The following is a 12,398-nucleotide window of genomic DNA, read 5'->3' on the forward strand; positions in this document are numbered from 1 at the left end:
ATAAACAACGGAATCAGGACAAAAATGGGGTTCATACTGAATAGCCAGCTTAACAATACAACAGAAAGTGCATAGTAGAAGAGCCACGAATTTGGAACCGACAACTTTTTGCCAAGTCCCACTATAAATAATAATGCAGCAAGTAAAGGTAACATCATTAATTACACCTTTATGATATTGATTCTCATTTACATCAAATATTAGTCACTGTTAAGCGCAAAAGCAATAGAAAAACTAGGTACATTATCAGACACCAAGAGCCATACTCAACACAGGCATTGGAACCGTCTTTCATTTCTCTTTACCCACCCGAATAATGATTAGTTTTTCTAATTCAAATTATAGATTTTTATCTTGCTCAACTTCACACTTTTAGATTGATAAAAGCGCCTAGCCTCACTAATATCTCGCGCCGAAAGAGCGATACTTTTAACGCTGGTCATTAGTTTCATTATTCATATTAATTATATTTCGTAGTTGCACCATTGTGCAGGAGATAGACCATGTCCGCATCGTTTCCGTTAGTGAAACTCACATTTTTAATTGCGATTTTGACCGCTGTCGGCCAAATGACACAAACGATGTACGTCCCGTCCATTGGCCATATGGCGGGAGAATTTTTAGTTTCTCCTGCATCACTGCAGGCGGTCATGGCATGTTATTTAATCCCTTATGGACTATCACAATTTGTCTATGGTCCATTGTCAGACCGCCTAGGACGCAAACCGATTATTATCGCTGGGTTGCTGATTTATATTGCAGGATCACTACTCGCATTATTTGCTCACCAATACGATTGGTTTTTGGTCGGTAGTTTTATTCAAGGGCTTGGCATTGGGTGTGGTGGCGCAATGTCTCGAACCCTTACTCGAGACTGTTTCTCAGGAGCAGAATTGCATAAGGCCAATAGCCTTATCAGCATGTGCGTTATTTTTTCGCCACTCATTGCTCCTGTTCTTGGTGGGTACTTAACAGAAAGTTTTGGCTGGCGCTCTAGTTACTTATTTTTATCCCTATTCGCGATTGCCGTGGTGATCACTATGATGACGAGTATGGTAGAAACATTGCCTAAAGCGGCTCGCAGACACGAATCGGTTGCAAACAGCTATCGCTATGTGCTGAGTGACAAACGTTTCCAAGGGTATTTAATTTGTCTCGTGGCGACTTTCTCTGGCGTCGCGGTGTTTGAAGCCGCTGCAGGTGTATTACTTGGTGGCGTTTTGCAACTGCCTGCCACCACCGTCAGCTTATTGTTTGTCTTACCGATCCCTGGTTATTTAGTTGGTGCGGCGCTATCGAGTGTTATTGCGTTGAACTTCAACGAAAAAAGCGCCTTGTATGTGGGCTTGGTAGCGATAGCATTAGGTTCATTGGTGGTGTTTGTTCCTGGAGTGTTAGGGCAAACCAGCGCATTGACCCTAATTGGTGGTGCCACTGTCTATTTTCTCGGTGCAGGCATTCTCTTTCCCGCAGCGACCACTGGAGCGTTAACACCACTGCCTTACCATGCAGGAACAGGAGGTGCTGTGTTAGGCGGTATGCAAAACCTTGGGGCTGGTTTAGCCACCCTTTTAGCGTCGGCTATTCCAGCTCATGACCAGATGCCACTTGGCGCATTGATGCTGTTGATGTCTGTGTTTGCTGTGGTTGGTTTGATTCGTGTTTACAGTAAACATGATCCATCAAATGAAATGCCATTGGCTGTTTAATAAACTGTAATGAAGAAAAAGCAGACAGGTCACCGCCTCTCTGCTTTTTTATTTTAGACGTAATGCTGAATTCGACAATTCAATACAGTCCCATCAAAGTCAGTCAATCTTCATCCATCCTTCCGGCACGCTTAACCCCCAACGGGACATTTCTCCCTGATGGTAAATAGCACGCCCTTGTTGGCCGATTTGGATAGGAATGCGGCTTGCGTCTTCATTATTATTTAAAATGCGTAACACCGTTTTGCCCGCCATTTCGCCTTGATCACGACCCGCTAACACAACACCCCCAGCCGCTTTGCCCGCACCGATCGAAAAATCCCAAAAACCAAATAAAGGAACCTCTGTATGTTGGTTTGTCCACGTTAATACAGTATCCGCTGGCACATTATTTTCGCTCTCATCGACCAAGGTTTGGTAAAGCCCCACGACTATGGCGCCAAATCCTTGCTCTTTAGCTGTGCTTATTCTTGTCTGCCATTCTTTCTCTGTCGCCACTGAAGCTATCTCTGTCGCAATGCCTAAATTCTTTTCAATCATACTCGCTTGGGTTTGCATAAATTCCAACGCAATACTCGCCGTACTACCCGAGTCAAATAACACCAGTACTTTACGCTTATCTTTATCGAGCATCCGGCCAATTTCTCCCATGGTTTTCACATAGAGAGGGCGCTCTAAAATACCGGTCACTTTGGCTTGCCCTTGGTATTGAGCCATGAATTTTCGTGGGTTTGAATTAATCCCCAGAAACACGATTGAGATTGGCTCGTTGTAGAGTTTCGGCAACATATGAACCAACGCATTGTCGTCTCCTAAAACCACTACCTGTGGTTTCAGTTGCTGATATCGGCTAAAGGCTTGTTCGGCGATTTGTGAATAACGGCTCGCTGGTACACGCTTGGTGTCCATCTCAAAGGTATGCAGTTCATGCGCAGGCGTTAACGACTGCTTAAGGGCGGATACATAACTGGCGTCCCATTCATAGCTTTGCTCGTAGCTCTCTATTAAAAGTACTTTTCCCGCCATCACGGGCGCACTTATCACACACAATATCCATATCCAACGCATGAACTGCCTCCAATGTTTCGGCTATTTTTTTATAGTGTAGTCAATAAGATGTTATCCACACTTCCCATGTGACATCTATACTCAAATTATCACTCAAAAAAATGAGAAGCAGGATGAACAAAAGCCGAACATTTAATGAAAGCATTGATAACCCACTATCGAGTCGTATTGGTCGCAGGATCATTTTTTTCCTTATCATTTTGAGTGGTGCTGTCACCCTGATGACAACGTTAGCACAAACCTATTTCGACTATGATAGAGAGTTCGATGATGTGGCTCAGCGTCATCACGAAATAGAATTCGTTCATGCCGAACTGCTTGCCGCTTCTTTATGGAATTATGATCTCGTGACGCTTCAACAGCGTTTAGATGGCTTAGTGAACTTGCCTAAAATTGATTATTTGGAAATCACATCTGGCGGTTATCAATTCAGTGCCGGAGAAAAAGTGACGGAGCAATTAGTCGCACACCGTTATCCCATGCTTTATATCAACCCAAAAACGGAAGCCAAAGAGCAGATTGGCGAGATCTACGTTGAGTCTAATGCCCAAGAAATCTACAACTACTTAATCAAGCAGTTTCTACTGATATTGGTCGTGAACGCGGTTAAGACTGCCTTTATTTGTTACGCTATTTTGATGATTTTCCATGAGAGTGTAAACCGACGTGTCTTCGCTATTGCTCAATACTTACGCAAATACAACCCTCGCCATCCACCAAAACCACTAAAACTTCCTCATAAGAAATGGATTATGGGGCATAACGATGAACTCACTTGGCTAGCCGATGAGACCAATAAAATTACCGGAAATGTAACTACGTTGTACAGTAATATAAAACTTGAACAAGAACGATTAGCCGATTTTACGGACGTCTCATCCGACTGGTTATGGGAGACGGATAGTGCTGACAGGTTGATTTACACTTCCGAACCCATGCGTCAAGCCTTAGAGATCAGTGAAAATAGCAAGCCACTACTTTCAGAGATTGACTCACTGCGAGATATGAAAAAATTACTCCAATCCATTACTAAACACTGCTCGTTTTCAATGTGTGAAGAGACAATTATCATCAATGATTGTAAGCACTATTTGATGTTTCAAGCAGTAGCACGATATGAGAAGGATATGTTTCTCGGGTTACGGGGCACAGCCATTAATATTACCGAGCTAAAACTGGCGCAGCTTGAACTACAAAAACTCAACCAAAACTTAGAGCGTCAAGTCGCCAAACGAACCTGCGATCTGGAAAACAGTATTGAGCAACTAAAAGCCACGCAAACACAGTTGATTGAATCTGAGAAATTAGCGGCTTTAGGTGGGTTAGTTGCAGGGGTGGCACATGAAGTCAACACGCCATTAGGTATCGCGGTGACCGCAAGTTCGGTGATCATTGAGGTAACACAAGAGCTAAATACCGCCTTCGCCAACCAAACGCTTACAAGCCAGCAGTTTTCTGAATTGATGCAGAGAATGAATGAAACCAATACGATGCTTGAAAGCAACTTAAATCGTGCTGCCAAACTGATCCGAGACTTTAAACAAACAGCGGTCGATCAGGTATCTGAGAGTCGTAGTCAATTCTCAATCCACCAAGTATTAAGCGCGCTTATCGCTAGTCTTCATCCCGAGACCAGGAAAATCCCTGTTACCCCCGTACTTGAAGGCGATGAAGGACTAACCATGAACAGCTTACCTGGAGTATTGACTCAAATAGTCTCTAATCTAGTGATGAATAGCGTCAACCACGCTTTTAGTGATGAGCAAAACCCCATCATAACCATTGCGTTCAAACAGGAAGGAGAGAATATCCTCTTAGAATATAAAGATAATGGCTGTGGCGTCGAACCAAAACTGCACCATAAAATCTTTGAACCCTTTTTTACCAGCAAAAGAGGCCGTGGCGGATCAGGGCTTGGCTTGAATCTTGTCTTTAATCTAGCGACTCAAAAATTACAAGGAAAACTAGATTTTAGTTCTAATGTTGGCCAAGGTGTTCATTACGTTTTTACTCTCCCTAAGGCTCTTGAACTTGTTAATGATGATGCTGCAATAAATGATGCAGTAATAATAGACAGAAAGTAATAATAGATAGAAAGTAAGAGGGTCAAGGTTGCCAATCATCGTAAGGACGGTGAATAGCATCATAGAGTATTTTCAACTCTCCACTTTCCTCTAGTTGAGAGAGTATTCGCGTTAAGTATTGATCAACCTCATCGCCTTTAGAGCCGTGAGCAATGACAAATACATCCTTGAAATCGGCAAAGTGTTGGCGTGAAACATTCTCTAAACCTAAACTTTTCAGCGCAATATCCGCTTCTTCTTGTGCCCAGACAAATCCATCAATACGTCCAGCGGCTACTTTAAGTAGTGAAGCATTGATGCTATTTGAGCGCGCAACTTCAAAAGGTATATAGCTAGGAACGGCCTCAACGTAGTATTTATCAGGCTGGCTCCAAAGCTGTTCTGACGTGATTCGATTGGCTTTATTTGTATAAAGAACATGTGCCACTAAACCGAACGACTTCGTACTAAAACGAAATGGTAACTTTCCTTCAGGATCATCAACATAAATCGCGGGTAAGGCAAAGTCAGCTTGCTTATTAACGACCCCATGTACAGCTCGATGCAAAGGGAAAACTTCAATATGGATCTCTGTATCAGGGTCGACCTTATCCATGTACCTAACTAATTCGACAAATGGCCCCGAACCATCCGCATTAATCAGTCCAGGGAGTTCACCAAGGTGTGCGACCATTTGTTTAGGTTCATTAAGTTTGGGATTTGAAGGATCAATTTGTGCTTGTACAAAAGGAATCTGAACGATGGCTAAGCTAGACGTACACAAGCCAACAATCGTCTTTAATTGGTTGCTTTTCACTCTATCCTACTCCCTGAAAACGGATTTATTTTTCGGTTCCAAAAAAGATTCTAGTCTGGAAACTGTTCACGAATAGTGATGAAATCATCCCAATGCGCCAGCATCAGATCGACCAACATCGGATCAAAATGTTTTCCTTTTTGCGCGACAATTTCTTGTTTGATTGTCTCTTCCGGCCAAGCATCTTTATAACTGCGTTTAGAACCAAGAGCATCAAACACATCAGCTAATGCTGTGATTCTGCCACTGATAGGAATGCCTTCACCGGCTAATTGGTTTGGGTAACCGCTTCCATCCCATTTTTCATGGTGAGAACCGGCAATCTCTTTCGCTTTGATAATTAAACTGCGTTTTGAACGACTTAAAATATCAACACCGTATTCAACGTGTTTTTGCATGATCGCCCATTCTTGAGCGTCCAATTTCCCTGGTTTATGGAGAATACTATCAGGGATCGCCACTTTGCCTACATCGTGCAGGGGTGACGCATTTTTAATCATATAAATATCCTGCTCAGGTAGGGTCATTAATGTGGCTAATTTTTCACAGATCAGAGAAACCCGCTGTACGTGAGCTCCTGTTTCTTTGCTTCTGGCTTCGACGGCATTGGCTAAGTTATAAACAAGCTCCCTCGATGTTTCGCGTAAATCAAGCTGTAAATTTAAGTTTTCAAAAGTTAACCCTATGTTATACATATATATTTCAAGCAAACGTTCGTCATTTTCAGATAAGCGCTCAAGCAAATTAATATAGAGTAAATTTTCTACACCACGACTGTCTGTCATATAAAGTACAGAGGCATCATCGTAGCTATGAGACATTTTGCTTTGCAGTGCAAGCTGGCAGCGCTTAGCCACTTCCGAAGGTAAGCGCGAGAAATCACAGTCAGAATAAAAATCGACAAATCCTCCAATAGCCGCCAACGTTAAAGCACACGAACCTTCGCCTTCAGATTTAGGCTGAACGATACAATAAAATGCCGATGCATGGAGTTTAAGTAAAGAAGTGAGCTGGCTCAGTACCGATTCAGCATAGGTTTGTAAGGTTGTGGTATTTTGTACCTTCGCTGAGGCTTCAATCACGCGTTTAAGCCCCTCTTTTTGCTCTTCTATCAAACAAAGATCCCGATAAGATCGCAACATCGAATAGAGCAGGGTTCTGAGTTTTTGTGTGGTAAGTTCTGTTTTCTCTTTATAGTCATCAATTTCATACTCTTGGATGACCGTATCTTCGGGGGCTTGCCCTGCTTGCCCGGTACGTAATACCAAACGAATGATTCTATTCTTACACTCTTCACGGATATGCCTAACTAAATCTAACCCCGCGTGTTCCGTCTCCATAACTACATCAACGAGCGCTAAAGCTATATCGGGCTGAGTATTCAGCACTTCTCTGGCTTCAAGACCAGACATAGCAGACAGTAGCTCTAGTGGCCGTCCTTGAAATGAAAACCCTCTTAGCGCTAAACGAGTGATCTGGTGCATCTGCTCATCATCATCGACTAGCAGTACTCGCCATGGTTTATTTTCAACACTAAGTTCATGACTCTCCTGGCTCTTTGGTTGAGCCTCTTGTCGAAAATCCGCAAACAGATCCATCGCTTATCTCTCTATATTGACAATATTCCTACTCTTATAGGTTTAGCACATAACCGTTTTGTTGGTGGTTAGAATCTAATTAATGTGATGAATAAATTGATTTTTACAAGCCATATACTCAATGATATTGATATTTCAATCACCTTTATAAGCCGTGCTCGAGGTGCAATAATTTCATCGCGTTTAGTAGATAAAAAAGTTTATGAATGAAGAGTGCCATTTACCAATGCCGTGGAATTAATCATTTCGTTTTTTACGAAATTCTCGTGGTGTGCAATGGCTCCATACCTTAAAACGAGTACTAAAGTTTGCTGGGTTAGGATAGCCGACAATGTCACCGACATGTTGGATTGGCCAGTCGGTAGAAACAAGCAAACGAGCGGCGTACTCCATACGCATTCGCGTTAAGTGGGCTTTAGGACTGTGGCCAAAGTGCTGCTGACATAAACGATGTAAATGAGCTTGCGAGCAAGGAAATAATGCGGCGAGATTTTCTATTGTCCAATCTTTATGCAGCTGGCTCTGGACACGCTGAAAGACGCGATTTAAACGCAACAAAGTACGCGAGAGCGGCAGTTCAATCGGTGCTCGGAGCATGATTTCTATCTGTTCAACAATACGTTGCCCGACCTGCTCACCAAGCTCAGCAGGCAATGTTAAGGTTCGCAGCAGCGCTTGAATACTCGCATACATGACCGCAGCGATAGGCGTTAATGTGTAATGTATTTCTTCTTTTACTGTGTTTTTCCAATGACGCTGTGGTGCAAGAAAGATCCACACCACTTGCCACTCTTCTTCTTCAATTCCAAAACCATTTTCGACACCCGCTGGTACCACAATTAATGAGCTCGGTTCCAGTAAGTAACGGTCAGTTCCACTCGTTAGCCAACCTTTTCCCTTCACCGTGTATAACAGCATATGCACGCTCTGATTTTTCCGATAAACAGAAAACATTTCGCGGCAGGTTGCAATTCCGCATTGCACAATGCCGCTTTGCTCCAATGCTAAGACGCGACTTTGGTCAATAAATTCTTGATGTGTTTTATCTGAGATGGAATACCGTTCTTGCTTGTCTGACATATGAGAGTTTGGCAAAAGTTATAGAGGTATTGAGAGAATACAAAAATTACGATTCGATTTACACTTGCCGCATATCAAAATGAGGTAATGCAGCATGTTTATGACTCCCTTTCATCAGCTAGACCGTCAATTTTGGCGCAAATTGATCGATATTGGCGTACCGGTATCCCTCCAGTCAATGCTGTTTTCACTGTTAGGTGTAGTGGATATTTTTATGGTCAGCCAATTAGGTGAATCCGCTACGGCGGCCGTTGGTGTTGGCAACCGAATATTTTTCTTTAATCTCATCGTTATTGTTGGCGCTAGCGGTGCAGTAAGCGTGTTAGCTTCGCAATATTTTGGTGCAGGTAACATCGAGGGCATAAAACGGACATTGACTCAGTCTTGGATAGTGGCTCTGCTGTTTACACTCCCCTTTATGCTGCTCTATTTGTGGATACCTCAGTCTGTTGTTTCTTTAGTGGCCAATGATGCTCAATACGTCACATTAGCCACGGATTATTTATGGATCACAGCACTTAGCTTATTTTGTACCGCATTAGTAGTGCCACTAGAGAGCGCACTACGTTCTGTCGGCGTGGCAAAGTTGCCAACTCAAGTAAGCATTCTGGCCATCATTATTAACGCTGTCTTAAACGCTTTACTCATTTTTGGCCTGTTCGGCTTTCCAGAATTGGGGGTTGTGGGTGCAGCGATTGGCACAAGCATCTCACGCGGCTGCCAAACCATGCTGCTTTTTTGGCAAGTAAAGCGACATTACGCTCATCTATTGCCCAATCGCGAAAACTGGCAGCAAGCAAAAATGAAACACCATAGACAGCGCTATTTTAAAGTCGCAAGGCCAATGATTATTCACGATTCAGCATGGGCGGCTGGCATTTTGATTTACAACGTTATTGTCGGCCAGTTGGGCGTTTCTGAACTTGCGATTATCTCACTGCTTTCCCCCATTGAAAGTGTACTCATTTCCGCCTTTCTTGGATTTGCCGTGGCCGCCTCTATCTTGCTTGGACATGAAATTGGTGCACAGCGTTACGAACGTGCCGCGCAGACTTCTTGGTGGTATGTACTTACTAGCTGCGGGCTGGCGTTGCTGCTGGCATTGTTCTGCTTTTTGGCTGAACCTTGGATTTACGCTTTGATCGAAAAAAGTCCACTGCATGATACACAAATGGCCGTGAATGTTTGCTTAGTAATGGCGTTTGGGATGGTACTACGGGTATTTAATATGGTCGGTATCGGTGGCGTGTTAAAAAGTGGCGGCGATATTAACTACAGTATTTTCATTGACTTATTTGGCCAATGGGCGATTGGAATTCCGTTGGCTTATTACACTGGGTTGGTTCTTGGCTGGCCTTTGCATTGGGTTATGATGGTTATTATGCTTGAAGAGGCCGTCAAAATTATCCTTACAACACAACGGATCTATTCCAAACGTTGGATCAATAACTTGGTCAACGAGACAGAGCCTTCAACGCTCCAAGCATAGTTAAACCGAGTATAACTCTATGCTTGGAGTGAACGTAACCAACACAGTTGCTGATTAAGTAGGAAATGTCTTAGCGTTACGCCTTATATTTGAACTGAGCAATCTCACTATTTAGTGTCTCTGCTTGCCCAGAAAGGTCGGTAAGCACTCCATCAACATCATTCACTTGTCCAGAAACCGACAGTGAAGCATCGGCAATCGAAGTAATGCTACTGCTGATTTCATCCGTTACTGATTTTTGCTCTTCTGTCGCGGCAGCAATTTGCACATTCATGTCATTCAGTTCGGTTAACATTGACATGATTTGAGCAAGCATATCCGTATTCAAATGGCAGGTTTCAACCCCTTTCACCACGGTTTTATTGGCCTTTTCAATTCCCTGCGACACACTGTTTATTTCATGTTGTAGCGAATCGATTTTTTTACGGATCTCTTCAGTAGAAGTCTGCGTGCGCCCTGCTAATGATCGCACTTCATCGGCAACGACCGCAAAACCACGCCCCTGCTCGCCAGCACGTGCTGCTTCAATCGCCGCATTAAGGGCCAGTAAGTTGGTCTGCTCGGCGATAGCTTGGATAACATTAAGCACTTCAGCAATAGAATTACTTTCACTATGGAGCCGATCAATAGCTTCCACCGCCATCTTCATCTCATCGCTCAACAAACTGATTTCATTTCCCAACGCTTCCCCGACGTCGACACTTTGTGACCCTGTATCATTAGCTGATTTCACATAATCGGCAGCTCGGCTAGCAAACTGCGCTACCTCGCCAATTGAAGCACTCATTTGATTTACCGCCGCCGCGACCGATTCTGTCCTCATACTCTGTTCGGCAACAGCGCCTCTCGTGCTCTCCATATTGGAAGACATACGATGAGTGCTGCCGTTGAGTGACTCCGTCGCCCGCGCAAACTGCTCAATGGTTTTCTGTAAGCTGCTAAATAGCTGGTTAAAGGCAACCGCAACTTCCGCCATTTCATCTTTACCCTTTTCACTTAAACGCGCGGTTAAATCATTCTCCTGATTAATCCGATGCAGCTCTAACGACGCACTGCGGATAGGTTTGGATATACCACTTCCTACGACGTAAGAAATAAAGAGTGAGAGCACCACAAGAACAGCAATGCTAATCAACACCGTCTGCAGTACTGAACGCTCTAAAGTCGAGACATCTTGTAACGCCTCAGATTGATCGATTTCAGTTAATATAGCCCATTTTTGTCCTAAAACATCCAGAGGTGCGTAAGCCGAAAGTACTTCAACATTACGATAGTCTTTGATGGTTTCTAGGCCTTGTCCACCCGCCAATGCCTGTCGTACCGCGTCGGTCTTGATGCGTTGACGTCCAATGGCCGAACCCTTGGTTTTGATTTGCTCAATGGTGGCAGGCTCAACACCAATATCAGTTAAGGTTTGAAAGTATTGCTCAGGATCTTCTAATAAAAACCGTGATTGACTGCGCAATAAACCATCTTGCCCCACGAGGTAAGTTGCTCCACTTTTACCGAGCCCCGCATCAGCCCAGCTACCGCCAAATGTCATGATGTTGTTGATCACATCGATCGGCATCTGAAAGATCAGCGTGCCTACACGCTGCTGTTCTTTGAAAATTGGGGCCGAAATAAACGAAGCTGCTGCCTCATAGGAAGGATAATAAGGTGCAAAGTCTTCGAGGTAGGATTGCCCCTCTTGCAAGTTTTTTGCCTTAGCAAAGGCATGGCCTAGCCCCGAATTTTGATATGCGCCAGTTGATAAATTGGTCGCAAAATCAAGTTCTTTAAACACGGTATAAACCACGTTGCCTGACAAATCGACAAGGAAAATATCGTAATAGCCAAACGCTTCTAAAAATCGCCTAAACGAGGTGTGATAACGCCGGTGAGCTTCATCATAGCTGCTGCCCAACGAATCAAAATCTAAGTGATGTTTGGATCCAAGCTCGTTAGGGTTTACCCCGATGTAGCGAGCCTGCAGTGCTTTTCCCTGCTCTGAAAGCTGTGCAAATGCACCAAGTTCATTTGGCTGACTGCCATTGTTTTCCTGACGGTAAGTACGACCAAACTGATCACGATAATACCGTTCTAGCGCATCCGTATCTTGGGGCGTTATACGGTGGGCAGGATAACGAGAGAACGAACGAGTAAAAGAATCCATTGCTTCTTGAGTCGATACCTCGGAAGACAAGGTCTCAATTTGCAGACGGATCTGTTTGAAATAGTTAGTTATTTCACTCTTTTTGATTTCGCGTACGGAGGTAAGTTGATTTGCGGCTCGGTCATAAAGTGCTTGGCTTGAGAGCTCTGATGCTCGCCACCCAACAAAACCACCGCTGATTACCACGCCAACTGAACACAAGATAGTACATGCCGCAATGATTTTCGTTGATATTTTCATAGTCAAACCCTACGCACAGAAATGAACAACTTTTTGTAAAGCCATCGTCGCCCCTAGCCACTCGGTTTATATGAAATTTGTATTATGAGCTTTTCAAAGTGTAGGTCACGGTTTGGCTTTTGCCTAAAAAACGACCTAACACACCCACACAACTAACAGTGAAGGGAAAATAAGTATCA

The 12,398-nt window shown here is 43.7% G+C and carries 8 protein-coding genes; 3 read left to right on the forward strand and 5 right to left on the reverse strand.

Going from position 1 to position 12,398, the window contains the following annotated elements; translation table 11 throughout:
* Positions 1 to 503: 503 nt before the first annotated feature.
* Positions 504 to 1,709, forward strand: a complete 1,206-nt coding sequence (gene emrD, locus AACQ21_RS00490) for a multidrug efflux MFS transporter EmrD (protein ID WP_013868437.1) — start codon at positions 504 to 506, stop codon at positions 1,707 to 1,709.
* Between the two features lie 99 nt (positions 1,710 to 1,808).
* On the opposite strand, the gene AACQ21_RS00495 is transcribed toward emrD, so the two are convergent.
* Positions 1,809 to 2,777 carry an ABC transporter substrate-binding protein gene (locus tag AACQ21_RS00495; RefSeq protein WP_105976970.1) on the reverse strand — a complete coding sequence of 323 codons (969 nt, stop codon included), beginning with the start codon at positions 2,775 to 2,777 and terminating at the stop codon, positions 1,809 to 1,811.
* Positions 2,778 to 2,890: 113 nt separating this feature from the next.
* Between AACQ21_RS00495 and AACQ21_RS00500 the strand changes: the two genes are divergently transcribed.
* A complete protein-coding gene (locus AACQ21_RS00500; RefSeq protein WP_258174215.1) occupies positions 2,891 to 4,861 on the forward strand; it encodes a sensor histidine kinase in 1,971 nt (656 codons plus the stop codon).
* 22 nt (positions 4,862 to 4,883) lie between these two features.
* Here the strand turns inward: AACQ21_RS00500 and AACQ21_RS00505 are convergent, their stop codons facing one another.
* From AACQ21_RS00505 to AACQ21_RS00515, 3 genes are all read right to left on the reverse strand, one after another.
* The gene (locus tag AACQ21_RS00505) at positions 4,884 to 5,657 is read right to left on the reverse strand and encodes a transporter substrate-binding domain-containing protein (RefSeq protein WP_017045093.1); all 774 of its coding nucleotides are present in this window, start codon (positions 5,655 to 5,657) and stop codon (positions 4,884 to 4,886) included.
* 50 nt (positions 5,658 to 5,707) lie between these two features.
* Positions 5,708 to 7,255: a DUF3369 domain-containing protein gene (locus AACQ21_RS00510; protein WP_017048193.1), complete on the reverse strand. Its 1,548-nt coding sequence runs from the start codon at positions 7,253 to 7,255 to the stop codon at positions 5,708 to 5,710.
* Positions 7,256 to 7,492: 237 nt separating this feature from the next.
* Positions 7,493 to 8,335, reverse strand: coding sequence for an AraC family transcriptional regulator (locus AACQ21_RS00515; RefSeq protein WP_181185552.1), 843 nt, complete (start codon positions 8,333 to 8,335; stop codon positions 7,493 to 7,495).
* Between the two features lie 94 nt (positions 8,336 to 8,429).
* Here AACQ21_RS00515 and AACQ21_RS00520 point away from each other — a divergent pair, with 94 nt between their 5' ends.
* Positions 8,430 to 9,824, forward strand: coding sequence for an MATE family efflux transporter (locus AACQ21_RS00520; RefSeq protein ID WP_105976973.1), 1,395 nt, complete (start codon positions 8,430 to 8,432; stop codon positions 9,822 to 9,824).
* Between the two features lie 76 nt (positions 9,825 to 9,900).
* On the opposite strand, the gene AACQ21_RS00525 is transcribed toward AACQ21_RS00520, so the two are convergent.
* The gene (locus AACQ21_RS00525; RefSeq protein WP_105976974.1) at positions 9,901 to 12,225 is read right to left on the reverse strand and encodes a methyl-accepting chemotaxis protein; all 2,325 of its coding nucleotides are present in this window, start codon (positions 12,223 to 12,225) and stop codon (positions 9,901 to 9,903) included.
* Positions 12,226 to 12,398: the final 173 nt, after the last annotated feature.

The sequence above is a fragment of the Vibrio sp. V01_P9A10T6 genome (assembly GCF_963877065.1).
In the GTDB taxonomy this organism is placed as follows: Bacteria; Pseudomonadota; Gammaproteobacteria; order Enterobacterales; family Vibrionaceae; genus Vibrio; species Vibrio anguillarum.

Bases quoted from the DNA above. Each gene is read 5' to 3' on its own strand.
- emrD (WP_013868437.1), top strand. From the start codon at position 504: ATGTCCGCATCGTTTCCGTTAGTGAAACTCACATTTTTAATTGCGATT.
- AACQ21_RS00495 (WP_105976970.1), bottom strand. From the start codon at position 2,777: ATGCGTTGGATATGGATATTGTGTGTGATAAGTGCGCCCGTGATGGCG.
- AACQ21_RS00500 (WP_258174215.1), top strand. From the start codon at position 2,891: ATGAACAAAAGCCGAACATTTAATGAAAGCATTGATAACCCACTATCG.
- AACQ21_RS00510 (WP_017048193.1), bottom strand. From the start codon at position 7,255: ATGGATCTGTTTGCGGATTTTCGACAAGAGGCTCAACCAAAGAGCCAG.
- AACQ21_RS00515 (WP_181185552.1), bottom strand. From the start codon at position 8,335: ATGTCAGACAAGCAAGAACGGTATTCCATCTCAGATAAAACACATCAA.
- AACQ21_RS00520 (WP_105976973.1), top strand. From the start codon at position 8,430: ATGTTTATGACTCCCTTTCATCAGCTAGACCGTCAATTTTGGCGCAAA.